The 25,569-nt window shown below is 72.2% G+C and carries 18 protein-coding genes; 2 read left to right on the top strand and 16 right to left on the bottom strand.

What is annotated here, in order from left to right:
• Positions 1 to 354 precede the first annotated feature (354 nt).
• Entirely contained in the window at positions 355 to 558 is a 204-nt protein-coding gene (locus WMF28_RS29385; protein WP_437596648.1) for a hypothetical protein, read from the top strand.
• Here the strand turns inward: WMF28_RS29385 and WMF28_RS29390 are convergent, their stop codons facing one another.
• The 5 genes from WMF28_RS29390 to WMF28_RS29410 all read right to left on the bottom strand — a co-directional run bounded on the left by WMF28_RS29390 (position 559) and on the right by WMF28_RS29410 (position 5,991).
• Positions 559 to 1,494, bottom strand: a complete 936-nt coding sequence (locus WMF28_RS29390) for an FAD binding domain-containing protein (protein WP_437596649.1) — start codon at positions 1,492 to 1,494, stop codon at positions 559 to 561. It lies immediately after the preceding gene.
• A complete protein-coding gene (locus WMF28_RS29395) occupies positions 1,491 to 1,976 on the bottom strand; it encodes a (2Fe-2S)-binding protein (protein ID WP_437596650.1) in 486 nt (161 codons plus the stop codon). Before WMF28_RS29395 ends, WMF28_RS29390 begins: the two co-directional genes overlap by 4 nt.
• Positions 1,973 to 4,318 (bottom strand): xanthine dehydrogenase family protein molybdopterin-binding subunit, encoded by a 2,346-nt coding sequence (locus tag WMF28_RS29400; protein ID WP_437596651.1) that lies wholly within the window; start codon positions 4,316 to 4,318, stop codon positions 1,973 to 1,975. Before WMF28_RS29400 ends, WMF28_RS29395 begins: the two co-directional genes overlap by 4 nt.
• Before the next feature lie 93 nt (positions 4,319 to 4,411).
• Complete coding sequence (locus WMF28_RS29405; RefSeq protein ID WP_437596652.1) at positions 4,412 to 5,050, bottom strand: nucleotidyltransferase family protein; 639 nt, start codon at positions 5,048 to 5,050, stop codon at positions 4,412 to 4,414.
• Complete coding sequence (locus WMF28_RS29410) at positions 5,047 to 5,991, bottom strand: XdhC family protein (RefSeq protein ID WP_437596653.1); 945 nt, start codon at positions 5,989 to 5,991, stop codon at positions 5,047 to 5,049. The genes WMF28_RS29405 and WMF28_RS29410 overlap by 4 nt, the downstream gene beginning before the upstream one ends.
• Positions 5,992 to 6,179: 188 nt before the next feature.
• On the opposite strand from WMF28_RS29410, the gene WMF28_RS29415 reads away from it, so the two are divergent.
• Positions 6,180 to 8,084 (top strand): HEAT repeat domain-containing protein, encoded by a 1,905-nt coding sequence (locus WMF28_RS29415; protein WP_437596654.1) that lies wholly within the window; start codon positions 6,180 to 6,182, stop codon positions 8,082 to 8,084.
• Positions 8,085 to 9,823: 1,739 nt separating this feature from the next.
• Here WMF28_RS29415 and WMF28_RS29420 read toward each other — a convergent pair.
• From WMF28_RS29420 to WMF28_RS29470, 11 genes are all read right to left on the bottom strand, one after another.
• Positions 9,824 to 11,137 (bottom strand): hemolysin family protein, encoded by a 1,314-nt coding sequence (locus WMF28_RS29420; protein ID WP_437596655.1) that lies wholly within the window; start codon positions 11,135 to 11,137, stop codon positions 9,824 to 9,826.
• 60 nt (positions 11,138 to 11,197) lie between these two features.
• Positions 11,198 to 12,541: a glutamate--cysteine ligase gene (locus tag WMF28_RS29425; RefSeq protein WP_437596656.1), complete on the bottom strand. Its 1,344-nt coding sequence runs from the start codon at positions 12,539 to 12,541 to the stop codon at positions 11,198 to 11,200.
• Positions 12,542 to 12,601: 60 nt separating this feature from the next.
• Entirely contained in the window at positions 12,602 to 13,576 is a 975-nt protein-coding gene (locus WMF28_RS29430) for a homocysteine S-methyltransferase family protein (RefSeq protein WP_437596657.1), read from the bottom strand.
• A gap of 191 nt (positions 13,577 to 13,767) precedes the next feature.
• Positions 13,768 to 16,590 carry a VWA domain-containing protein gene (locus tag WMF28_RS29435; protein WP_437596658.1) on the bottom strand — a complete coding sequence of 941 codons (2,823 nt, stop codon included), beginning with the start codon at positions 16,588 to 16,590 and terminating at the stop codon, positions 13,768 to 13,770.
• Positions 16,587 to 18,494, bottom strand: a complete 1,908-nt coding sequence (locus tag WMF28_RS29440; RefSeq protein ID WP_437596659.1) for a vWA domain-containing protein — start codon at positions 18,492 to 18,494, stop codon at positions 16,587 to 16,589. Before WMF28_RS29440 ends, WMF28_RS29435 begins: the two co-directional genes overlap by 4 nt.
• A gap of 2 nt (positions 18,495 to 18,496) precedes the next feature.
• On the bottom strand, positions 18,497 to 19,450 hold the full coding sequence (locus tag WMF28_RS29445; RefSeq protein WP_437596660.1) for a DUF58 domain-containing protein: 954 nt from the start codon (positions 19,448 to 19,450) through the stop codon (positions 18,497 to 18,499).
• Positions 19,451 to 19,468: 18 nt separating this feature from the next.
• Positions 19,469 to 20,473, bottom strand: coding sequence for an AAA family ATPase (locus WMF28_RS29450; protein ID WP_437596661.1), 1,005 nt, complete (start codon positions 20,471 to 20,473; stop codon positions 19,469 to 19,471).
• 79 nt (positions 20,474 to 20,552) lie between these two features.
• Entirely contained in the window at positions 20,553 to 22,490 is a 1,938-nt protein-coding gene (locus WMF28_RS29455) for a hypothetical protein (protein WP_437596662.1), read from the bottom strand.
• A gap of 338 nt (positions 22,491 to 22,828) precedes the next feature.
• Positions 22,829 to 23,731 carry a response regulator transcription factor gene (locus WMF28_RS29460; RefSeq protein WP_437596663.1) on the bottom strand — a complete coding sequence of 301 codons (903 nt, stop codon included), beginning with the start codon at positions 23,729 to 23,731 and terminating at the stop codon, positions 22,829 to 22,831.
• Positions 23,732 to 23,849: 118 nt separating this feature from the next.
• Positions 23,850 to 24,515 carry a hypothetical protein gene (locus tag WMF28_RS29465; protein ID WP_437596664.1) on the bottom strand — a complete coding sequence of 222 codons (666 nt, stop codon included), beginning with the start codon at positions 24,513 to 24,515 and terminating at the stop codon, positions 23,850 to 23,852.
• Positions 24,515 to 25,066, bottom strand: coding sequence for a hypothetical protein (locus WMF28_RS29470; RefSeq protein ID WP_437596665.1), 552 nt, complete (start codon positions 25,064 to 25,066; stop codon positions 24,515 to 24,517). Before WMF28_RS29470 ends, WMF28_RS29465 begins: the two co-directional genes overlap by 1 nt.
• Positions 25,067 to 25,569 lie beyond the last annotated feature (503 nt).

Here is a 25,569-nt window from a genome sequence, read left to right on the forward strand (position 1 = left end):
GCAGAAGCACGGGCGCGGCGAGGCCAAGCCCGCGTAGGGAGGTACGGAGCAGCATCAAATGCAATAAATTATACAAACTAAAATTACCGTGCGGCGCTCGTGTCGGGCTCGCAGTGTCGCGAGCGCGCGGGTACCACGACCCCGTGCAAAATGAAAGTCAAAATCAATTAAGGTCACCGAGCGGCTCTTCTCGCATGTCCTGGAACGTCGGCGCGGCCCGCTTTTCGAGCCGCGAACCCCGGCGAACCGAGGCTTCCGCGCGATGTTTGCCGCGCCGTCGCGCGCGCGTCGCCCCGCCAGCGCATCCTCCCGCCGCTCGGGCCGTCCCGGAGCGTTCGTCGTCGAGGAGTGCTCATGAACTACGATATCGGCATGATCTGCCAGGCCTGCGGCTGCGTCACCATTTTCCAGGCTGGCACCAACACCCCGCGGCGATGCGCTCGCTGCGATGACGTGGACATGGATCCCCCGCCCGCGCCGCCGTCGCGCGAGCGGCCGGCGTGCTCCGGCGGGCGCAGCCGCCGACTCGAGGCCGCGCAGCTCGACTGGATGGAGTGATCAGACCGGCGCGCCGAGCTGCCGGAGGAGCTCTCGCATCACCCCGCGAGCGCAGTGCTCCCGGTAGGCGCGCGTCGAGCGCACGTCGTCGATGGGCGAGATGTCCTGCGCCACCGCGGCGTCGAGCTCCGCCGCGGTGAGCTCGTCGAGCGGGCGCGACATGCAGAGCGCGCGCACGCTCGGCAGGAGCGCCGTCGTGGGCGCGACCGACGCCATCCCCAGCCCGAGCCGCACGAGCCGCCCGGATCGCACCTCGGCCACCCCCGCGAGCGCGACCTTCGAGATCGCCTGAGCACGGCGCGCGCCGACTTTCCGCCAGTACCAGGGCGATCCGGCCTCCGGCAGCGCGATCTCCACCGCGACGATCACCTCGTCCGGCGCGCGCGACGTGCGCTTGTAGCCCGTCTGCAGGGCGCTCATCGGGATGCGCCGCTCCCCCCGGACGCTCTGCACCACGACGATCGCGTCGTAGGCGGCGAGCGCGGCCACGCCGTCGGCCGCCGGCGACGCGGTGGCCAGGTTGCCGCCGAGCGTGCCGCGCGCCTGGATCTGCACCGCGCCCACGTCGCGGCCCATCCGCGCGAGGAGCGGCGCCCGCCGGGCGATCGCGTCGCTCCGGCGCATCTCCAGGTAGGTCGTCGCGGCGCCCACCCGGAGCGTGTCGCCCGAGATCGAGATGCCGCGCAGGTCCGGGAGCCGGGACACGTCGACGACGATCGGCGGCGCCGCCGGATCGGCGCTCGCCGGCGGCGCCGCCGCCGCCGGGGCGGGCACACCGAGCGGAGGCCTGAGCTCCTGCTCGACGACCCAGTCGGTGCCGCCGGCCAGGAGCGCGACCGGCGCGCCGCGCGCGGCCTGCTCCGCCACGAGCTCGCACAGGGGGCCGAGCCCGGAGACGCGCCGCATCTCGAACAGGGGGAGATCCGCGATGCTCACGGGGCCCTCCCCCCTCCCCCGCCCCGGCGCAACGCCGCCGCGGCGCGGACGCTCTCGACGATCCGCTGGTAGCCGGTGCAGCGGCACAGGTTGCCCGCGAGCGCCTCGCGCACGTCGAGCTCCGAGGGATCCGGGTTCCGCACGAGCAGCGCCTCGGCGGAGACGAGCATGCCGGGCGTGCAGATCCCGCACTGCGCGCCGCCCTCCTCGATGAAGCAGCGCTGCAGCGGCGACAGGTGCCCGGCGGCGGCGAGGCCCTCGACCGTCGTCACGTGCCGCCCCTCGCACTGCCCGATCGCGACGAGGCACGCGTTCACGGGGTCGCCGTCGATCAGCACCGTGCACGCGCCGCACTCGCCCTCCGCGCACCCCTCCTTCGTGCCCGTGAGCCCGAGCGGCCCCCGGAGCGCGTCGAGCAGCCGCGAGAGCGGCGGCAGATCGAGCTCGCGCGGCGAGCCGTTGACGACGAGCGATATCTTCATGCGCGCTCCCCTCTCCCCGCCGCCGGCCGTGGCGCCGCGGCGCCGCGCGCCGCCTCGAACAGGCGCTCCGGCGTGAGCGGCAGCGCGCACGCGGCGATCCCCGTCGCGTGCTCGACCGCCGCGGCCACCGCGGGCGCGCCGCCATCCATCGGCATCTCGCCGATGCCCTTGGCCCCGCCGCCCGGACCGAGCGGGAACGGCGCCTCGACAAGGACGACATGGAACGGCGGCGCGTCGAGCGACGTCGGGATGATGTAGTTGGTCATCCTCGGGTTCCTGATCTTGCCGCCCTGCCAGACGATCTCCTCGGAGAGCGCCCAGCCGATCGCCTGGAGGCTGCCGCCCTCGATCTGCCCCTTGCACATCACCGGGTGGATCGCCTTGCCCACGTCCGCGGCCGACCAGAAGTCGACGACGGTCACCTCGAAGGTGTCGAGATCCACCTCGACCTCGACCACGTCGCACGCCCACCCGAAGCACGGGTACGCGTCTCCCTTGTAAGCCTCGTCGTCCCAGCGCACGTGGCCCGGTGGCTCGTACTGCTTCAGCGACGTCACCTGCCCCTCGCGGGCGAGCAGCCGGTCGGCGGCCTCCTCGAAGCTCAGCGCCGCCGGCGCCGCTCGGCTCGCCTGCCCCTCCTGCGCGGCGCGCGGCGGCCGCGCCGCCTCCTGCTCGTCGCGCACGCGGCTCGCCAGCTCGCGCGCCGCGGCCTCGAGGATCGACCCGACCACCATGACGGTGCGCGACGCGACCGTGGGGCCCGAGTCGGGCACCCTCGTCGTGCACGGCACCTCGAACTCGACCCGGTCGATCGGCAGCCCCGCCGCGTCCGCGGCGATCTGCCGGAACACCGTCTCCGTCCCCTGGCCGATGTCGGTCGACGCCGTGCGGATGCGGAGGCGCCCGCCGGGCGCGAGGTCCACCGCGATCTTGCCCTTGTAGTAGCGCTCGCCCGACCCGGTGAAGCCCGCGCCGTGCATGAACACGGACAGCCCGATCCCGCGCGCCACGCGCCCGCGCACGACCGGGCCGGCCGCGCGCTTCTGCCGGTAGCCGCTCGCCGCGATCGCCTTCGCGATGCACTCCTCGCCCGCGACGCTCTCGCGGAGCACCTGCCCCGTCGCCGTCGAGTCGCCGGGGCGCAGCACGTTCTTCGCCTTCAGGTCGAGCGGATCGCAGCCGAGCTCCCGCGCGACGCGGTCGAGGTGCCGCTCGATCGCCCAGATCGTCTGCGGCGCGCCGAAGCCGCGGAAGGCGCCGTTCGGCGGCGTGTTCGTCGCGACCGCGGTCGCCTCGATCCAGACGTCGTCCCAGCGGTAGGCGCCCGACGCGTGGAGGGCGCCGCGCGACAGGACCACCTGCGACAGCGTCGCGTACGCGCCGCCATCCATGAGGACCCGGACCTTCAGCGCGCGGAGCGTCCCGTCCCGATCGCAGCCGCTCGTGATCTCGCAGGACGCCGGGTGGCGCTTCGTCGTCGCCTCGATGTCCTCCGTCCGGTCGTAGATCATCCGCACCGGGCGGCCGCTCTTCCTCGCCAGGAGCGCCGCGTGGAGCGCGATGATCGACGGGTACTCCTCCTTGCCCCCGAAGCCGCCCCCGGTCACCGACTGCGTGATGTGAATCCGGTCGGGCGGCAGCCCAAACGCCTTCAGGAACGCCTTCTGCACGTAGAACGGGCACTGGATCGAGCCGGTCGCGTGCGCGCCTGCCTCGTCCCACCAGGCGATGACCCCCTGCGGCTCGATGTAGAGCTGCTCCTGGTGGTGCGAGGCGTACGTCCCGGTGACGACCACCTCGCAGCGCGCGAGCGCCGCGTCGATGGCGGCCTCGCTGCGCTCACGCTCGGCGTCCGCGCACCCCTTCGTGATGAGGTACCGCTTGATGACGTTGTCGGTGCCCCAGAGGATCTCCTCGCCCTCGAGCGCGGCGCGCATGTCGAGCACCGGCGGCAGCGGATCGATGTCGAGCGCGACGGCCTGGACCGCCCGCGAGAGCTTCAGCCGATCGGCGCAGCCGAGCAGGACGATCGGCTCGTAGGCGTGGTTCACCTTCCCGGTCCCGAGGATCGGCTGATCGTCCAGGATCAGCGCGACCACGTTGACCGGGACATCCTCGGCGAGCACCACCGTGACGTCGCTCCAGTCGAACGCGGGGTCGAACCGCACCCCCCGGAGGATCCCGCGCGGCACCGGGCTCCGCACGGTGCGCCCGAAGATCTCGCCCGGCATCGCCGGGAGATCGTCGACGTAGCGCGACGCCCCCGTGACCTTGGGGGGGCCGTCGGCGCGGGGCACGCTGCTCCCCACGGCGCTTGCTGAAGCTGGAGGGCTCGTCGCCATTCTTCTGCTCCTCCTCACCGACGATAGCCCGGTCGCCCTGGCGACGTCGACCCAGGCGCGCTGCGCGATGTCGTCGACGATCGCCGATCGCCCTCAGGTGAGAAAGCGCGGCGGCCCCCCGAGCACGCGGATCACGTCCACCGGGATGTTCAGGTCGTGCAGCACCCTCGGATCGTCCACCTCCTCGCCCACGCACCTGTCGCCGAGCGCCCGCAGGTGATCCCGGAGCGGCGGCGGATCCGGCTCGAGGTAGCGCTGCAGCGCCTCGGCGCGCAGCACCACCGGGTGGCCGCCGCGGCCGAGGTGCCGCGGCCGCACCGCAAGCGGCGGCGTCGCGGACGACGCGCCCGCGTCGAGCCGGGCGAGCAGCCGCGCCACCGTCGCGGCGCTCGCGGGGGGCACGTCGACCGGCGTCACGACGACGGCATCGGCGTCGCCGATGCGCGGCGCGGCGACGGCCAGCGAGCCCGCTGGGCCGAGGTCGTCCGGGGCGGTCCACGAGACGAGGTCGATGCCTGGCCGCACGTGGGCCAGGAGCGCGTGAAAGACGGAGGTGCGCACCACCACGAGCACCCGCGCGCTCTCGGCCGCGAGCCGCGCCTCCGCGTGCGCGATGGCCAGCGGCCGCTCGGCCCCTCCCTTCGCCCCCGCGGGCCAGGCGAGGAGCGCCTTCGGCCCCCCGAGCCGCTTGCCCGCGCCCGCGGCGAGCACGATCGTGATCACGGTCTTCATCGAGCCTGCTCCTCCCCCGCCAGCGCAGTCGCGGCGGGCGACCACCGAGCACGCTGTCGCCCCGAGCGCCAGGCGACCAGCTCCGCGGAGAGGGCGACGCTGATCTCGGCCGGGGTGCGCGCCCCGATGTCGACGCCGACCGGCATCCGGACCCGCGCGACGTCGCTCTCCGACACCCCCTTCGACTCGAGCCGCGCGCGCGTGCGCGCCGCCTTCGCCCGGCTCCCGACCCCGCCGACGTAGCCGAACCCGCGCGCGAGCGCCCACTCGATGGCCGCCTGGTCGAGCCCGTGGTCGTGCGTCATCACGAGCGCCGCCGCCTCGCCGAGATCCCTCGGCAGGCCCGCCGCCACCTCGGGGTCGTCGTGATCTGCAAGCACGAGCCGCACCTGCCCCGCGAGCGCCGGCAGGGGCCCCTGCTGCGCGCCGTCATGTAAAAGCGGCACGCCGGCCAGCGGCCCCGACGGCGGCACGCGGGCGGGATCGGCGGCGGCGGCGCGCGCGTCGCAGAGGGTGACCCGGAAGCCCAGCGACGCGAGGAGCGGCGCCGCGAACGCGCCCACGTGCCCGGCGCCGATCACGAGCACGTGCACCGCGGGCAGCATCGGCTCGATGAGGACCTCGACCGAGCCGCCGCAGCACATCCCGAGGCTCGGGCCCAGCCGGAAGGTCTCGAGCTTCGGGGTGCTGGCGAGCTCGTCGAGCGCGCGCCCCATGATCCCGAGCGCCGCCCGCTCGACGGCGCCGCCGCCGATCGTGCCGATCGCGGTGAGATCCTCGAGCAGGCAGAGCTTCTGCCCCGGCGTCGACGGCGCCGAGCCGTGCCGCGCCACCACCGAGGCGAGCACCACCCGCCGCCCCGCCTCGATCGCGCCGAGCGCCGCGCGCAGCACGTCGTGCGGCAACGCCGTCCGCGGGATGACCTGGCTCAGATCCGGCATGGTGGAACTCTAGCGACCCGGGGACCGAAGACGAGAGCGCCGAGAGGTCCTACGCTGAAAGAGCTTGCCGGAACGGCGCGCTTGTCGCGAAAGTCGAGCGCGCGCGGCGAGCGACGCAGGCACCCCCTGGATCCCGGCCGGCTGCATCCGCTGGGATCCCCAATGAAAACGTGGAGATCCCAGACTCGATGAGCTCCCCCGCCACGCCCGACCCCGACCTCCAGCGCGCCCTCTCGGACCCGGGCTTCACGCCGGGGCGCCGCCACTTCACCGCCCTCCTCTCGCTGCTCGAGACGGCCGGCGAGCCCGCCGAGCGGGCGCTGCGGCGCGCCGGCGCGGCCGCGCTGCCGGCCGCGCTCGAGCGCGCCGCCGGCGCGGCGCCGTCGCTGCGCGCGCCGCTCACCCGGCTCATCGGCAAGCTGATGGCCGCCGCGCCGCTCGATCCCGAGGTCTCCGAGCGGGCGCGCGACTACCTGCTCGCCTGCCTCCGCGACGACGATCGCCGCACGCGGCGGATGGCGGCGGTGGCGCTCGGCAAGCCGAAGGCGGCGGATCTCGGTCGCCCGCTCGTCGAGCAGGCGCTCGCCGAGGCGGCGCGCAGCGAGCGCTCGCCCGACGTCCGCCGCGCGCTGATCGACGCGCTCGGCAAGGTCGGCGGCGGCGCCGCGCTCGACGTGCTGGCCGAGCTCGGCGGCGACGACGACGTCGCCGGCGTGCGCGCGCGCGCCGAGCTCCTGGCCAGGAGGACCCTGTCGCGCGGCGAGCCGTCGGAGATCGCCGGCGATCGCGCGCCGGAGCTCCCTGTCCGCGTGGCGGTGCGCTGCCGGCGCGGGCTCGAGGCGCTCCTCGCCGAGGAGCTCGCGGCGCTCGACAAGGGCTCCCCCGGCGGGGCGCTCGTCCCCGAGCTCCGGAGCGATCCGTGCGGCGGCACGCGCGTCGAGGTGATGCTGAGCGGCCGCCTCGACGTCCTGTTCGGGGCCCGCACGATGCTGTCGATCGCGCTGCCGCTGCCGCTGCGGAAGCTCGATCCGGGCGCCGATCTCGCCGCGGCGGTCGCCGAGCGCCTGCTCTCGCGGGAGTCGCTCGAGATCCTGCGCCGCTTCACGCGCGGCGCGATCCGCTACCGCATCGACTGGGCCGGCGGCGGCAAGCGCCGGGCAGCGGTGTTCCGCGCGGCGGCGGCGGTCGAGGCAGGGGCCCCGGAGCTCGTGAACGATCCGACGCAGAGCACGTGGGACGTGGTCGTCTACGAGGGCGCGGGGCGCGTCCGGGTCGAGCTCGCGCCGCGCCTGCCCGACCCGAGGTTCGCGTACCGCCAGGGCGACGTGCCCGCGGCGTCGCACCCGACGATCGCGGCGGCGCTCGCGCGCATCGCGGGGGTGCGCGCCGACGACGTCGTCTGGGATCCGTTCGTCGGCTCGGGCCTGGAGCTCTGCGAGCGCGCCCTGCTCGGGCCGTACCGGCGGCTCGTGGGCTCGGATCGCGATCCTCGGGCCCTGGAGATCGCGCGGGAGAACCTCGACGCCGCGGGCGCGCGCGACGCGGAGCTCCTCCAGCGCGACGCGTACGGCGGGCCGCCCCCGGGCGACGCCCCCACGCTGATCCTGACCAACCCGCCCCTCGGGAGGCGCGTCGAGCGCACGGGAGATCTCGACGCCATGCTCGAGCGCTTCGTCGAGGGCGCCGCGCGCGCGCTCGCGCCGGGCGGCAGGCTTGTGTGGATCTCGCCGTTCCCCGAGCGGACCGAGGCGGTCGCGCGCCGCTCAGGCCTCCGGCCCGAGGCGCTCCAGCGCGTGGATCTGGGCGGCTTCGACGCCCAGATCCAGAGCTTTCACAAGGCGGCGGTCCAGCCGCAGGCGACCCTCGACCGAGGCGACGGCCGGCGCGGGGATCGGCTGGACCGTCCCCTCCCCGGGCGCACCGGGCGCGGCCCCCAGCAGGCCCAGCTGCGCGGCGAACAGCATCGCCCCCGCCGCCAGGAGGAGCGCCACGAGCACCGCGATGATCATCCCCAGCCGCCCCGAGCGATCGGGGGGCGGGTCGGTGGTCATGCCGTCGAGCCTGCCGAAGGACGACGGCGCCGGCGCGGCTGAGCCCTGCTGCGCCGGCGCCGCGCTCGGCTGCGCGGCGAGGGCGTCCTGCGGGGGCGGCGACGCTGGCTGTGGCGGGCTGATCGCGCCGACGGCAGCGACGCGCGGCCCGGGGAGCCCGCCGCTCGCGGCGTCGGGGCTCCCGGACGCAGGGGCCGGGAGCACCCCCGGCGCGCGATCGACCGGCGCTCCAGCGGGGCGGCCTTCCGTCGCCGCGTCGGCGAGCGCCTGCGGCGTGCTGACCGGCGCTGCCGCCATGACCTGAAGGGGCGCGTCGGACGTGGCCTGGGATGCCTCCCGCATCCGCGTGGGGACGTCGTCCTCGTCGTCCTCGTCGTCGACGACCGTGGGCGCATCCAGCGTGAGCTCGTCGTGGATGTCGTCGTCGAGATCGCCCAGGAAGGGCATGTCGTCGTTGCGCTGCGGATGCGGCCTCGCCAGCGCGCCGTGCTCCGCGCCCGGACGCTCGCGCCCGACGAACGCCGGGGCCGGCACCCCGAGCGCCGACGGCTCGCGAGGACCTCCGGCCGGCAACCCCGCGCTCGCTCCGGGCCGCCCGGCGCTGCTCACGCGGTGCGCGACGGAGGGCGTTTCTCCGAAGGGCGGCGGCGCTGCGGCCGCCGGCCCCGCCGCTCCGCGGAGGTCCAGGGGCGACCCCTCCCGCGTGAGCGTCATCGGCTTCTCGCCTTCGCGCTCATCGCCGAACGACTGGATCAGCGGGACCGCCCCGACGCCCGGGAGCCGCCCTCGCGCGGCCGGAACGCGGCCTCGCGTCGCCGGAGCGGCCGGCGTTGCAGGCGCGGCCACGGGCGCCCTGGGGACGGGGGCGGCACCCAGCCTCGGCGGCGACGCGCCGTGGTACGCCGCTGGAGGCTGCAGGCGCTCAGGCGGAAGTTGCGGCGGCGGCTGCCCTGCGGCCGCTGCCGCCGCGCGCTCCGCGATGATCGCGTCGAGCTGGCTCGAGCTCAGCGGCGCGACGCGCATCAGCGTCCGCACCTCGTCGTCGTCGTCGTCGTTCGTCGCGTCCTCGTCGTCGAGCGGGAGCAGCGTGCGCACCGCGGGGTCGGGGTGCCATTCCTCGAGGGCGCGCCGGAAGGCGGCGGCGTTCGTCGTGCGGACGGAGCGATCGCGCTGGAACGCGTCGTCGAGGACCCGCTGGAGATCGTCGTCGCCAACGTCGAAGACCGCGAGCGGCGCCGGCGAGGAGCTCCCGATCCGTTGCCGCGTCTCGGCGTCGCTCCCGCCGCCGAAGGCGCTCGTTCCGGTCAGCACCTCGTAGAGCGTCGCCGCGATGGCCCACACGTCGTCGCCGGGCGAGAGCGTCCCGCCCGCGATGCGCTCGGGCGACTGGTAGGCGGCGCGGCTCGGCGTCTGGCGCAGATCGGCCAGGATGGCCTTCGAGGTGCGGTCGACCGCGGTCGTGAGCACGCACTCGGGCGAGATGGCCCCGTGCGCAACGCCGAGGGCGTGCAGCGCCTCGATCCTCTTCGCGAGGCGGATGGCCCAGCCGACGGCGTCGAGCTCGTTCAACGGGCCATCGCGCAAGATCCGAGTTGCAAGCGTTTCCACTTACGAAGCCAGCGTAGTACCGGTTCGCCGAAGTTTGTACCGGGATCCGCGTGCAGTTCGCATCGGGACCGACCAATTCCGGGATGCGCGTCCAGCCGCGCACCTTCCTCCGGGGCGGCGCCCCCGACGGACGGCGCCGGCGCGCGGCTCTGCGGCGCGGGGGGACGCGCTCGTCACGACCGCTCGCCCCCGGTCGCGTCGGTCGGGACGATGCGGACGCGGCGCACCCTCCGGCCAGCCACGTCCATGGCCACCAGCGTGTAGCCCTCGCACTCGACGCGCTCCCCGGCCTCCGGTGGGTGCTCGAGCCGGCCGAGCATATAGCCGCCGACCGTCTCGACGGTCTTCACCTCGGGCAGCAGCACGATATGGGCGTCGCGCTCCAGGTCCGCGAGCAGCACGCGGCCGTCGACGTCGACGATGCCGCCGCCGCGGCGGTGGATGGGCGGCACCTCCTCGTCGTTCTCATCGCGGATCTCGCCGACGATCTCCTCGATGAGGTCCTCCATCGTGACGAGCCCGATGAACTCGCCCGAGGCCGAGGTGATGATCGCCACCGGCACCTGGCGCGCCTGCATCTCGAGGCGGAGGCGCTCGACCGAGGTGTTCTCGCGCGCGAAGATCGGCTTGCGGAGCAGCTCGGCCACGCGCGCCGCGCGGCGTCGGTGGCTCAGGACGTCGAACAGATCGCGGAGGTGCAGGTAGCCGAGCACGTTCTTGCCCTGCTCATCGAGCACCGGGTACCGGGAGTACCCGGCGTCCGCCACGATCCGCACCGCCTCCTCGATCGTCATGTTCGCGCGCAGGATCGCCGCGTCGGAGCGGAGCGACATCACGTGCCTCGCCGTGCGCCGGCGCAGGTCGAAGATGCGCACGAGCATGCTGCGCAGCGCCGGATCGAGCCCCGCGGGGCTCTTGGTCAGGAGCAGCCGGAGCTCCTCCGAGGTGTGCGCGATCTCGGCCTCGCCCACCGGCCGGAGCCCGAAGAGCCGGACGAACCCGTTCGCCATCGAGTTGAGCACCCAGATCACCGGCCACATCAGGACGAAGAACACGTGCAGCGGCCGCGCCGCCCAGAGCGTGACCTTCTCCGTCCGCTGGATGGCGAGCGACTTCGGCGCGAGCTCGCCGATCACCGTGTGGAGCGCCATGATCACGATGAACGCGATGCCCACGGCGAGGGCGTGCGCGCCGACCCCAGACCACGCGCCGAGCGGCGCGAGCATCGGCTCGATCAGGTGGGCGATGGCGGGCTCGCCGATCCAGCCGAGCCCGAGGGACGCGAGCGTGATGCCCAGCTGGTTGGCCGAGAGGTACTCGTCGAGCCGCTGCGACATCTGCAGCGCGAGCCGCGCGCGCGCATCCCCCTCGCGCACGAGCTGCTCCAGCCGCGTCGGCCGCATCTTGACGATGGCGAACTCGGAGGCGACGAAGAACGCGTTGAGGAGCACCAGGAGCGCGGTGCCCAGGAGATAGACAAACGTCATGCCGGTCGACGTCCTCCCGCGGGCGCGCCTGCCCCCCCGCGCCTCGGCGACGAGCCGCGCTTAAATCCGCGCACGATCGAGGATCTTGCTTCGCAGGTCCGGGTCGTCGTTGCTGAGTCCATCGACGAGAGCATCGGCCGGGGACTGGCCCTTGGCGATGAGCGCGCTGAGCCGCTCGAGGTGGACGCGCTCGTCCTTGCCGCTCTTGCTCAGGCGCGCGCGCCGCTCGAGGCCGCCCGAGGCGATCGACACGAGCTGCTCGGCCAGCGCCGCGAGCGGCTTGCCGCGGAACGTAGCGCGGAGCGCGCGCTCGGCGATCATCGGGCGCACAGCTTCGAGCTCGTCGAACCTGAAGCTCTCGGACAGGGCGTCGGCCTCGTCGAGCGCGCGCGCGTCGTACAGGATCCCCGCCCACAGCGCCGGGAGCGCGCAGACCAGGTTGCCCGGCAGCGAGTCCGCGCCGCGGACCTCGATGGTCCGCTTCAACCGGACCTCCGGGAAGAGGGTGTTGAGGTGCATCTCCCAGTCGGCGCGGGTGGCCCGGTGCCCCTCGCGGCCGTGCTCCAGGAACTCACGGAACGTCTGCCCCGTGTTCTCGATCACCTCGCCGTCGCGCTTGATGAGGAACATCGGCGCGTCGACCGCCCACGCGACGTAATCCGAGAAGCGGCGGCCGCGCTCGAGCACGTTGCGGAGCAGCCCCTGCCGCGACGGGTCGACGTCGAGCCAGACCTTGGCGCGGTAGCTCCGCCCGCCGAACAGCGCGCCCTCGTAGAACGGCGAGTTCGCGAAGATGGCCGTCACCAGCGGGGAGAGCCGGAGCGACACGCGGAGCGCGCGCATCGCCGCCTCCTCGCTGGCGTAGTCGAAATTCGCCTGCACCGTGGCGGTGCGGCGCATCATGTCGAGGCCGTGCGCGCCGCGCGTCGGCAGGTAGCGCCGCATGATCGCGTAGCGCGACTTGGGCACCCAGGAGAGCTCGGCTTGCGACGCGAACGGGTGGAACCCGATGCCGAGCCACGCGAAGCTGAGCTCGGCGGAAATGTCGCGCAGCTCCGCGAGGTGCCCGCTCATCTCCATACAGATCTGGTGGATGTTCTCGAGGGGCGCCCCGGACAGCTCGAGCTGCCCGCCCGGCTCGAGGGTCACCGAGGCGCCGGCCCGGGCGAGCGCGATCAGCGGACCGCCGGGGGTCTCGTGCTCGGGCGTCCAGCCGTGCCGCTCGACGAGCGCCTGGAGCACGGAGAGGATGCTCCGCTCACCCTCGTAGGGGAGGGCGGCGCCCGTCCTTGCATCGACCCCGAACTTCTCCGCCTCGGCGCCGATCCGGTGGAGCGACTCGGGCTTCACCGCTTCGTGGAAGGGAAACAGCAGATCGTCGAACGTCTTCAACGGTTGAGACATCGACTCGCTCGCGTGGCTTGCATCGGCCATCATCACGTTTCCGGTTTATTTCGTTCTCGCCTAGAGCGCGCGCCTAAGCAGGGGCGCGCGCTGCGTCGTACGGAGCATCTTCGCGAGCGCACCGACGTGCGCCAGCGTTGTCCCCGTCCCTCCCCCGAGCATTCGCGCGCCGGCCTCGATGAGCCGCACCGCGGACGCGGCCCAGGCGTCGCACGCCTCGGCGGGCGAGAGGCGTTCGGCCCCCTCTCCGTGCGCGGGCTCGACGCCGAGCAGCACGCCGACCTGGGCCTCGTGGGCGACGCCCTCGAGGCGCCGGAGGATGTTGAGCCCGAGGTCGACCGACGCGATCTCGAAGAGCAGCGCGTCCGCGCCGCTGTCGAGCGCCCCCCGGGCGACCTCCTCGAAGCCCTCGCCGTCGACGGTACGTCCGGCCCCGTCGAGCTCCACGAGCGCCCACGTCGCCAGCTGCGTCGTGCTGGCGCTGACCACCGCCGCGCGGCGCGCGAGCCGCGCGACCGCGGGGGAGACGCACGCCGCCTGGACGGGATCGAAGCCGCAGGCGACGAGGATCTCGCAGCCGGCAGCGGCCAGCCTGGCCGCATGGACCGCGTAATCTTCCGCAATCCGGTCGGCCATGGGCGCGGCGGCAGTGTGGCCCAGGATACCGGCCACCGCCACGCGGCGTGCGGCCGCGCCTGCCGCCTCCGCCGCGAGCTCGACCGCGGTTCCGGTCAGCGCGGCGGCTCGGAACCCCATGCCGATGGGCGCCAGGGCACGCGTCGTCGTCGCGGACGTGAGGGCCCGGATCACGTCGATCCCCAGCGCGATCTCCTGCTCGTGGAGCTCCGCGATCGTCCGAGGCGACTCGCGGAGCAGCCGGCCGAGGGCGGTGTTGGAGGAGACCGAGGCGCCCCGGCCGCGGAGCGAGGCGAGCGGATCGCCGCTGATAATGAGCGGACGACCTACCGGAGGCCGAGAGGTGGAGGCCTCGAGCGCGTTCACGTCCTTCGCTGCTTTCCAGGGCTCCTCTACCACCGGTCTATAAGGGGAAACTAGCCCAAGACAGCCCCTCCGCGTCGCGAAATGGTGCGGGCCAGCGGTCTGGAGCACAGCGATCCATGCAGCGGAGTCGGGGGCAACCTGATGGATGCTCGCCGATGCTGGGCGTGACGGCGGCGCGAAACGGGGGATCTGCGATCATAGGGGCTCGGTTGTGCCGCGGGCCGTCATACGGCGGGGAGGCTCCGGCCTCCTACCCCGCGGCCGCGGCGCGCGACGAACTTCCGGTCGAAGAGCCGCACCCGCCGGACGAACAGATCGAGCAGGAAGACGAGCATGGCGGCATAGATGAACCGCTGCCAGAGCTCCTCGTGGAAGGTCACCTTCTCCCCGGCCGGGTCGAAGATGGCCGCCACGCCGTTCGGATCGACCGCGCCGCCGGTCGACGTCGCGGCCTTCTCGAGGGTCGCGAGCTCGGGCTCGAAGCTCGCGTACTCGCGGGGGTACGGGTTCGAGACGTGGCCGTAGCTGACGGCGACGGGCCGGAGCGAGCCGTCCTCGGCCTCGCGAAGGTGCTCCGCCCGCAGCAGGAAGGAGCCGTACCGATCCAGCGCGAGCGCCGTCTCGTACCGGCCCGGCGCGGTCTGACGCATGTCGACAACCCGCGTCGTCCCGCCCGGCTCGGGCCCGATGATGCTGAGCCGGGAGGTCAGGTTGTTCTCGAACCGGTCGTCTGCCCCGAACGCGTCCACGGACGCGCGCAGCTCTCCGTCCACGATCTCGGCCTTCATGTCGAGCTCGCGCCGGTGCTTCTGGCGCATGTGCTCATGGATGAGCTGCCCCCAGAACTTCTCGAAGCCCGGCCACCTCAGCCACTCCACGGCCCAGCGCGCCTTGACGTCGCTCGTCCAGGCCAGCGTCCACCCGAGGCCGACCCGCCAGCGCGCGAGGATCGGCTCCTCGGTGTCGCTCGTGAGCAGCTCCTGGGCCGGCGACGGCTTCAGCTTGGTCGAGACGTAACCGTGCAGGTTCGGCGCCGTGCGGATGTCGATGCCGCGGAGGAACGCCGCGTCGCCGACCTGCGTGACCGGAAACCACTCCTCGACGGCGGCGGCGCGCGCGACCATCTCGGTCTCCTTGGTGAAGATCCGCGGCAGGTTGTTCGGATCGGGGACCGCGTGGAAGCGCCCTCCGCCCACGTCGGCGATCATCTTGAGCAGCTGCTCGTCGAGGTCGTTCCCCAGCCCCACGGTGGTCACCGTGATCGACTCCGCGATCATCGCGGACACGAGGTCGCGGATGCCGCCCGTCGACGCCTTGCCGTCGGTGAGGAGGATGACGTGCTTCTTGCGCGCCTGGGTCACGGTCATGTCCTGGTAGGCGGCGTCGAGCGCGCTGAAGATCTCGGTCCCGCCGCCCGGCTGGATGCGCGCGATCTCGCCGGCGATCCGCGAGCGGTTGCGCGCGGGCTGCATCTTCACGTACCGGGTCGGCGCCGAGTCGAACGCGATGACCTCGATCAGGTCGTCGGACGACAGGACCCCGGCGGTCGCCTTCGCTGCGGCCTTGGCCATCTCGAGGGGCAGCCCGGTCATCGACCCCGAGCGATCCATGACGAGCGCCATCGCGACGCTCGGCATGTCCTTCTTCCGCTCGTTGTCCATCCGCACCGGCAGGATCCGCTCGATGGTGGTGCGGTACCAGCCGCCGAGGCCGTACCCTGACTCGCCGCCGGCGAAGAGGAACCCCCCGCCGAGATCGCGCACGTAGCTCTCGATGATCTCCTGCCCCTGCAGGCTGAGCGCTTCCTTCGGGGTATCGGACACGATCAGGAAGTCGTAGCGCTCCATCTCCTTGAGGGAGCCGGGGAAGCCGGCCGGCGGCCTGACGTCGACGTCGAGCTGCTGCGCGGTGAGCGCGCTCGAGAGCGGGCCGGCGTGCTGCGGCGTCCCCTCGATGTAGAGCACCGACGGGCGCCCGGGCACGTCGATGGTGGTCGCGTACCGGTTGTTCTCCTTGAACTTGTCGTCGGCGATCTGGTCGAGCTCGAGCGCGTAGGTCACCTGCCCCGCGATGCGCACGACGCTCTTGAACACGACGTCGTTCGGCCCCGCCTTGAGCTCGAGATCCCGGATGCCCTCGAGGCCGTTCAACGCCTCCCCCTGGAACAGCCGCACGCGGGCCCTGGTGGCGCGGCTGGCATAGATGTCCGCGTGGATCTCGAACGTCTCGCCGACCTTGACGCGGTCCGGCATCCTGAGCTCGCGCACCGCGACCTCGGGCGGCGCGGGTCGCCGGTATGGGATGGCGAACAGCCGTACCCCGAAATCGCGCGCCCGGTTGGCCTCGGCCAGCACGTCGCCGTCGGTCTGGACGCCGTCCGACATCAGCACGGCGCGCTTGAGGTAGCCGGGCGGGTACAGCCCGTAGGCGAGCTGGAGCGCCGCCTGGAGGTTCGAGCCGGCGCCGAGATCGCCGCGCTGTCCTTTCTCGTCGAGGTGGCGGCCGATGGCCGGCGCGCGCCGCTCCGCGTCGCGGCCGGCCGCCTCGCCGGCGGCGTGCTCGACGAGCCGCGGCCGTCGCGCGAACGTGATCACCTTGATCACGCCGTCCTCCGGCTTCTCGGCAAACGCCTTGTCGAGCGCCGCGCGCGCGTCGCCGAGCGACTCGTCGGTGACGGACTCCGAGACGTCGATGAGATAGATGGTGGCGACCTTCTCCGTGGTCGCGGTCCTCGCGAGCCGCGACAGCCCGAGCGCGATGAGCGCGACGAAGGCGATCCTCAGCAGCACGGAGAGCACGCGCTGCGGGAGGGGAAGGTCGGCGAGCGATCCCGCGAGGACGCCCACGAACCAGGGGGCGAGCAGGAGCGCGCCGAGCATCTTCGGGTTGAGGAGCTCGTACTTCACCCCCTCGCGCACCCACGTGAGCGTCGGATCCGGATGCAAGATGACGTACTTCCGGTACGCCCAGAACAGGATCCCACCGAGGGCGGCGCAGGTGATGGCCCACGCGACGACGCGGAACTTGCGGCCACTGAACGCGCTCACACCGTCACCCTCCTGTGGTACGTGAACCACTCGATCGCGGTCACGAGGAGCACCGCCGCGAGCAGGTAGACCCAGAGCTCACGGCGAACGCCGATCTTGAACTCGCTCACCGCGCCCGCGCCGCGTCCGTCGACCTTGAGCTCGGCGGCGGGTGCGATCGCGCTCTCCTGCGGCGCGGAGAGGTTCGCGGCGAACATGCTCTCCTCCTGCGCGCCGGCGGCGCCGACGCGCAGCGTATAGAAGCCGGCGTGCTGCCCGAGGAAGACGGCGCGCCCGTCCTGGATCGGGACCGCCCGCTTCGTCCCGTCGGGCAGCTCCAGGCTGGCCGACTCCGCGGACGAGGACGCCGGGATGTGCCAGACCGCGCCCGTGCGGAACGAGGAGATGTAGCTCGTGTCCTCCTCGACGAAGTCGTTGATCGCGTTGAGCAGGAAGAGCGGCCAGGCGATGCGGAGGGGGAAATCGCTCTCGCGGACGTCGAAGCCGAGCGCGACGAATTTGACGCCGCCGCGCCGCCCCTCGATGAGCAGCGGGCCCTTGTAGCTCCGGCCGACGACCCTGTCTTCCTTGTTGCCCTTGAGCACGTGGGCGCGCGCGATGTTCACGTCGCTGAGCGCCGTGTAGCGCAGGAGCGGGTGCTTCGCGTCGAGCTCGTCGAACCCCAGACGGTAGTTCGGATCGTCGTCCAGGATCTCCTTGCCTACCTCGAACGGGAGGGTGGTCCCGGTCGGGTTGAGGTAGAGCAGGCTCCCGCTCCCCGGCGCGACGCTCGGCGCCACGCCGTCGAAGATGGTCACGTCGAACGACGACGCCGTCGGGTAACGCTGCGGCTCGACGTACGTCACGTCGAGGTACTCGTCGAGGAGCAGCGCCGCCTCGAGGAACATGTTCCCCGCGGAGACGACCTGGACGCGCGCGCGGCGCCGCTCGGGGAGGAGCGCGTACGCGCGGTTGTCCGCCGGGAGGTCATCGGAGCTGCCGTCGGCCAGCGCGAGCTTCGCCTCGAGCGTCTTCGATGCGCCGGAGAGGTTCGGGTAAAAGCGGGGCAGCTTCTCCTTGGGCTTGAGCCGGAGGCGCGTCAGATCCGTGAGCTGGCCGTCGCCGAGCAGCGACAGCTCGAGATCGAGCGGCTCGTCGCTCGTGTTCGTGACCTCGAGCATCACCTCGTAGCGGCTCTTGTCGAGCGGGTAGCGCCGCACCGAGAACTCGGTGATGGCGGCGTTCCTCTGGCCCGTGCCGATGGGCAAGAACGAGAGCTTGATGTCGCCGAGGTGCACCGGCCCGCCGGCGTCGGCCGGTTCGCCGAGCGCGCCGTCGCTCACGACGATGACCTCCGGCGACGGGAGCCCGCTCAGGGTATCGCCCGCGAAGCGGAGCGCGCGCGCAAAATCGGCCGTGGCGTCGGTCGGCTTCACCGCCGCGACGGCGGCCTCGAGATCGGCGATCTCGCCGGTGAGCGTGGACAGCGGCGTGACGGCCGCGTCCATCTGGGCCAGCAGCATGCGGTCGCTGCCGGACAGGCCACGGACCATCTTCCTGACCTCTTCCTTCGCGAGCTCGATGCGCGAGGGCGCGACGTCGACGGCCTGCATGCTCGCGCTCGCGTCGACGAGGACGACGATGTTGCGCCCCTCGACGAGGTTCGCCTGCGGGCGAGGATCCCCGAGCGCGAGCAGGAGCAGCGCGAGGAGCGCGAGCTGCAGCAGGAGCGAGAGGAGCCGCTTCAGCTGCGAGAACAGGCTCGTCGCCTCCTTGTCCCGGAGGACGCGCTCCCAGATCTTCGAGAAGGGGACCGCGACGGGCCGCCGGCGCAGCTTCAGGATGTAGAAGACGACGACCACCGCGCCCGCGAGGGCGCCGATCTGGAGCAGAGTCTGCAGCGGGACGCCGGTGAAGTGCAGCATCGCTACCGGAGGAAGCCGCCTCTGCGGAACACGCGCAGGATCAGCTCGTCAAAGGGGACGGACACGTCGGCGCGGAAGTAGCTCACCTGCCGCGACGTGCAGAAGCGGCGGATCTCGTCGAGGTACTGGTCGTACGCCTCGGCGTAGCGATCGAGCACCTTCGCGGTCACCGTGACCTCGCGCTCGTCGCCGGTCTCGCAGTCGTAGACGCGCACGTCGCCGCGCAGCGCGGGCCGAGCCTCGCCCGGGTCGACGATGTGGAGCACGAACGGCTCGAACCGGTTGTAGCGGAGCACGTTGATGCCGCGCTCGAAGCCCACCGGATCGTAGAGGTCGCTGAGGATGACGGCGAGCCCGCGCCGCTTGTGCTGCGCCACGAAGGTCTTCATCGCCTCCCCCAGATCGGTCGCGCCGCCTGTGCGCGCCTGCCCGAGGAAGCGGAAGATCCTGAAGATGCGCGCCTTGCCGCGGGTCGACTGCATGCGCCCGCTGATCTCGTCGGTCGCGGTGACGATCGCGATGCGGTCGAGGTTGGCGAGCCCCACGTACGCGAGCGCCGCGCAGAGGCGCTTCGCGTGCCGCAGCTTCGCGCCGTCGCCGAACGCCATCGACGCCGACGTGTCGAGGATGAAGTAGATCGAGAGATCTTCCTCCTCCTCGTAGAGCCGGATGAGGAGCCGGTCGAAGCGCTGGTACGCGGCCCAGTCGAGGTACCGGAAATCGTCGCCGGGGGCGTAGTCCCGGTGATCGGCGAACTCGACCCCGGAGCCGGTCTTCTTTGTCCGCCGCTCCGCGCGCATCGCTCCCGAAAAGACGCGACGGCTCACCATGGCGAGGTAGTCGAGCTTGCGCTGGAACTCGTCGTCGAAGAGCTCCTCGTCGGGGGCGCCGGCGGAGAGCGCGGAGAGCCGGCGCAGCGGCGCGGCGGCCCTCTTGAACGCGTCGAAGAGCCCCATGCTACCCTAGGCGGCGCCTCATTTGCTCTCCGGCAAGTGCTTGAGGATCGCCTGCAGCACCTGGTCGGTCTTCACGCCCTCGGCCTCTCCCTCGAAGTTGAGGAGCACGCGATGGCGCAGCGCGGGCAGCGCGCACGCGCGCACGTCGTCGACCGACGCCGCGAACCGCCCCTCGAAGAGCGCCCGGATCTTCGCGGCGAGCAGGAGCGCCTGCGCCCCTCGCGGCGACGCGCCGAACTTCACGAACCGCTTCACCTCGTCGAGGCTGTCTCCCTCGGTGGGGTGGGTGGCCTGCAGGAGCCGCACCGCGTAGTCCTGCACGTGCTTCGCCACGGGCACCTCGCGGACGAGCCGCTGCATCGCGACAATCCGCTCCCTGTCGAGGACCGGGCGCACCGCGACCGCGTCGGTCCCGGTGGTCCGCTCGAGGATCGAGTTCAGCTCGTCGCGGCTCGGGAACGGCACGTGCAGCTTGAAGAAGAACCGATCGAGCTGCGCCTCGGGCAGCGGGTACGTCCCCTCGCTCTCGAGGGGGTTCTGCGTCGCCAGGACGAAGAACGGCTCCTCCAGCGTGTAGCTCTGCCGCGAGACCGTGACCCGGTGCTCCTGCATGGCCTCGAGGAGCGCGCTCTGCGTCTTCGGCGTCGCCCGGTTGATCTCGTCGGCGAGGACGATGTTCGCGAAGATCGGCCCCTTGCGGAACGAGAACGACCGCTGCCCGCCCGCGCTCTCATCGATGACCGTGGTGCCGATGATGTCGGCGGGCATCATGTCGGGCGTGAACTGGATGCGTGAGAACTGGAGCTCGAGCGCCTCGGCCATGGTGCGGACGAGCATCGTCTTGCCGAGCCCCGGTACGCCCTCGAGCAGCGCGTGCGAGCCTGCGAGCATGCACGTGAGCACCCCATCGACCACCTCGCGGTTGCCGACGATGACCTTCCCCACCTCCTCGCGCAGCCCTCCGATGCTCGCGCGGAACTCGTCCACCTCGGCCCGCGCTGCTTCCTTCGTCTTCTCGGCCATAGCTTCCTGCTTCGCGCCCGCTGTCGCGGAGCGCCGCTAGTCTAGAGAGGCGCGGTCGCGCTCGAGCCGCCGGCTCGACTCACTCGCGCGGCCTGATGAGCTGGAAATACCGGTTCACGTAGAACCGGTATCCATCAGGGATCTGGTCCTTGTTGATCTGCTGCTCCGCGACCGTGTGATAGTCCGTGAAGACCTTCTTGTAGCCGGTCCCCTTGAAGCCCCGCTCGGCGGCGCTGAGGATCACTTCGCTGTTCGACGGCCCCTGCTGCGTGTCGAGCCCCTGCGCCTGGACGTCCTGGGTCCCCATCTTCGGGTCCGTGCGCTTGCCCGCGACCTCGCCGCCGCGGCTGGAGCCGGCGCCGTCGCCCCCGGGCTGATTGCCCCCGTTGCTGTTGCCCTGGCCGCTCCCCTGCCCGTCCTGTCCCTGCCCCTGCCCGCCGGGCATCAGGATCTTCTTGCCGCCGGGCCCGATCACCAGCTCCTGGCCCTTGCCCTGACCGCCCTTGCCCTGACCGCCCTGGCCTTGCTGACCGTCCTGGCCTTCCTGCTCGCCGTTGCCCTGCCCCTGCTGGCCCTGCCCCTGCTGCTCCTCGCCGCTGCCCTGGTTGCCGCGCGCGCGCTTGCCGAAGCGGAGCATCCTCGCCATCCGCTGCTTGCCGCCCTGCCCTTGCTGGCGCACGAGCTCCCGGAGCTCTTCGAGCCGCTGGCGCAGCTCTTCCTTCTCCTGCTCGGACATCTCCTCCTGCTGCATCCGGTTGATGTCCTCGGCGGCCTGCTCGAGATCGTCCGCTGACATCCCGAGATCGCGCATCAGATCCTCGGCGGCCTTGGCGAGCTCCCGGTCGAGCCGGTCGAGCTGGCGCCCGGTCCGCTCCTTTTGCTCGGCCTCGCGGTCGAGCCGCTCCAGCTCGCGCTCCTTCTTCTTGAGCAGCCGCTCCTCTTCGGACTTCTGCTGCTCGTTCGCGGAGGCCTTCTGCTTCTGCTTGAGGAGCTGCTCGCGCACCTCGGCCCGCTTCTCGTTGATCGCGGCGAGGGCCTCCTTGCGGCGCGAGGCCGCCTCGGCGAGCGCCTTGCGCAGCCGCTCGATCTCGGCCTTGTTGAACTTCTGCTTCTTGTCGCGGAGCTTCTCGGCGAGCTCCTTCAGGTCCTTCTTCGCCTTCTCGAGGTCCTTCTTCTCGAGGGACTCCCCCACGCCCTTCGCCAGGTCGCTCTTTTTGAGATCGATCCCGGTCTCCTTCAGCGCCTCTTCGAGCGCCTTCAGGTCGGCCTCGGCGCCCTTGAGGAGCTCGCGCTCGAGCGCCTCCATGCGGCGGAACGCCTCGGTCCGATCGAGGCGCTTGTTGGCGATGTCCTCGATGAGCTGGTTGAACCGCTCGACCGCGGACTTCATTTCCGGGCTCTGGTCCTGCCGGTCGAGCGCCTTCGCCGCGTCCTTGAAGAGCTCGAGGTCGTCGGGCGACATCGCGAGCGCGTCGATGGTCTGCGCGACAGGCGCTTGCTTCCGCGGGGTGCGCACCTCGAGCAGCGCCACCGCCAGCACGCCGAGGCCCACCGCGGCCGAGGTCCAGAGCTCGCGCGGGAACGCGAGCGGCGCGGCGCCAGCGGGGCGCAGCGTTGCCGCGTGCTCGCAGGCGTCGTCGATCGCCGCCTCCATCAAGGGGGTCCGCTGCGCCGCGGGCAGCGTCTCGAAGGCGAGGGCGTTGGTCAGCCGGTCGTGGAGACCGTGGTGCCGGTCGAGGGCGATCGTGCCGGCGCGGGGAGGCAGGCGGCGCAGCATCGCCAGCGCGAGGGCGACCAGCACGAGCAACCCCGCGCCGAGCAGGATCTGCCGCGCGCGCGGCTCGCTCAGGTGCGCGGGGAGCGCCTTGTGGACCGCGAGCGTCCCGGCTGCGAGCGCGAGCGCGAGGGTCAGCGCGGTCGGCAGAGCGCGCAGCGCGCGCCCGAACCGGAGCCTCAGCTCGACGGCGAGCGCGGCGCTGCGGATGCGGTCGAGATGCTTCGTGCGAGAGTCGCTCACGGTGCTCAGCGCTCCGGGCGCCCCCCGCGGGGGCCCTCGAGGAGGAAACGTCGCAGCATTGTACCCGCTGACGGGTCATGCGCCCGAAAGTTCCTGGGAGGCTGCGCGCGACGCGTGAAGAGCATGACGCGCGGCGAACCCCGATCATTCCCGCGCAGGGCAGCCTCTGCGCTCAGCGGACTTCCGGCATCGATCGCGCTCCGGAGAGTGCGTGAGGGCTCTCCCTCCGATTTCCGACCGGATGGATCCCCTGCGCCCAGGCGCCAGCAGCGCGAACGCGTGCGTTCTATTGGGAATGACGTGACCGGGCGCGCGCGCGGCGCGGGCCCCAGGGTGGCTTACTTCGCCGTCTTCTTCTTCTTGGGTGCCGCCTTCGTGGCGGCTGTCTTCTTCGCCGCGGCCGGCTTCTTCGCCGCGGCCTTCTTGGACGCCGCTTGCCTCGCGGCCGGCTTCTTCGCCGCGGCCTTCTTGGACGCCGCTTGCCTCGCGGCCGGCCTCTTCGCCGCCGGCTTCTTCGCCGCGGCCTTCTTGGACGCCGGCTTCTTCGCCGCCGCCTTCTTCGCCGCCGCCTTCTTCGCCGCCGGCCTCTTCGCCGCGGCCTTCTTCGCCGCCGGCCTCTTCGCCGCGGCCTTCTTGGACGCCTGCTTCTTCGCCCCCGCCTTCTTGGACGCCGGCTTCTTCGCCGCCGCCTTGGTCGTCGCAGCGCCGTTCGCCGCCGGCTGCTTCGCCCCGGTCGCGCGCACTGCGGACGGTTGCTGCGCGCGCGGCGCCTCCGCCTCGCGCTCCTCGCCTGCTGCGCTCGGCTGGACCTTGCAGCCGTTCGCTTCGGGCAGCTGCTTCGCGTAACGCGCGAGCGTCTCGCGCACCCGCGCATCGAGATCCGCGAAGTCGAACGGCTTGTTCAACCAGGCGTCCGCGGCGAAGAGCGGCGACGTCATCTCGTTCAGGTTCTCGCCGATCCCGGTGAGCATGATGACGCCGGTGCTCGCGAACGGCCGGCCGTCGGACGTGTCGCTCTTCAGCCGCTTGCAGATTTCCCAGCCGCTCATGCCGGGCATCATCACGTCGAGGATCACCAGGTCCGGCTGGTGCTCGCGCGCGAGGTCCCAGGCCGAATCGCCCTCGGAGGCCTCGATCACCGAGAACCCCAGGTTCCTCAGGTGACGCGCAACGAGGCTCAACATCGCCGGTTCGTCTTCGGCCACCAGCACACGGGGCGGCATCATGCTCGCGGAAGGCATCTTGGATGCGGATGAGAGTACGTGCGCGCGAACCGGTCAAGAGAGAACGAGCCCGCGGCCGCGACGGGCGCTCGGAGGCGTCCCCCAAGGACGACCCCGAGCGCCGGCGAGGACGCGATCAAGCGGCTCGCGCGAGGGCTATCTTTTCCGTCTGCCCCGCCGCGTAGAAGCGTCGGAGCGCGGCGAACAGCTCGGCGTGCCGGCCGCGGCGGGCAAACTCGGCCTCCAGCCGGCCCGCGAACCGCGCCGCCAGATCGTTCGCGATCCGGTAGCGATCGCCGGTCTCCGTGCCCGGGGGATCCATGAACGTGACGCGCTCGAACAGGTGGGCGCGGATCCGCGCGGCGCGCTCGGGCTCGAAGCACGCGGGCCCCGGTGGAGCGACCTCGCGGCGGCGCCGGAGCGGCGGGCCCGGAGGCTCCACCTCCTCGGCCAGACCGCCGTGGACGAGCAGCACGTACTTGTCCACCTCGGCCTGGAGCTCGAGCTCGAGCTGGGTCGTCGGGAGCTCCCTGCGCGCCCGCTCGGCCACATAGATGAAGTGGCTCACCCCCTCGACGATCTGGCAGATCTCGTCGAACGTCCCCTCTCGCCCCCGCGTGATCGCGCGGCGAGGCAGGTGCAGCGCCACCTCGATGTCCCCGTCCGCGTGCCGGATCAGCAGCGCTTCGCGCGCGCTGCCGTCCGTAGGCCGGATGAAATCGTCGACGGCGGGCGCGTCGTCGAGCGCGTAGGTGCGCGCGAGGTGCTGCTGGATCCGACCGGGGAAGGTCGCGCCCGGCATCAGTTGAGCCCGCCCGTCCCACGGCCCGGCACGATCCCACGCGCCCCGAGCTCCTCGGCGAGGCGGCTGGAGCCGGTGCGGACCCAGCGCTCGTACAGCCGGAGCACCGAGCGCTCGTCCCGAGCACCGGACGCGAGCGTACCGTCGGCCACATCGTTCAAGACGCTCACGAAGCGCTCGAACTTCTCGGCCATCTCCGAAAGAACATCCGGGCCCTGGCCGACGCGCGCGTTGAGGCGCAGCATAGCGGCGGCATGGTGGTAGGCGGTCGACCCGACCCCGACCACATAGCCGCGATCGACGCCCTTGAGCTCTATGTGGCCGCCGAAGAAGCCGACCACGTAGAGAACGCCGTCGCCGAGGTTGCGCAGCCGGCGGAAGCGCTCGGCTCCGGAGGCCTCCAGGGCATCGCGCAGGAGAAAGGTCAGGGGCTGGTTGAAGGCGGACTCGGCGTGCTCGTCCGGGTGAGCGAAAGCACAAAGCAGACCGACCAGGTAACTCGACGCCGCCTCGGTCGCGGCGACGTTCCGAACTCGGAGCGCCTCGTCCACAACCTCTCGAAAGTAGCGGGTCATGCTCGGGGACACAGAGATCGCTTGGCTCACGGGGGCACCTCACCTGCGCGGGCGCCCTGGATACCGACGTAACCCGGGCCACCGCGCGCTCAGGCCAACCAGACACGTCCTGTCGGCCTCCATCGGGCTGGAGACCGTGAGGGCGTCGCGTCACGCTGCTGCCGCATTTCCGCCCTCATAGGCTCACTTTAGCCGATGGCCCTGAGCGAGCCCAGCCTCACGCCCCGGACCTTTCCTTGGGATCTTCAGGGTTTACAGCCACCCCGGCGCCTGGCTGCTAGCCCGAAAAGTGCCGGACTGGCCCGCGCTTGACACCCCGGAGAGGGTGGCTATCTTCCGCGCGCTCGCTAGCACTCTCCTGAGGTGAGTGCTAGCAAAGTGCCCAGACTGCAATCGTATGGGACCTTGCGGCAGCTCAGGCGGGCTGTCTGGGTCCTGCCGTCTCGAGGGACGCGGCCGCTCGTCCCCGGAGGATTCGC

It is taken from the genome of Sorangium sp. So ce590 (assembly GCF_051521365.1).
GTDB lineage: Bacteria > Myxococcota_A > Polyangia > Polyangiales > Polyangiaceae > Sorangium.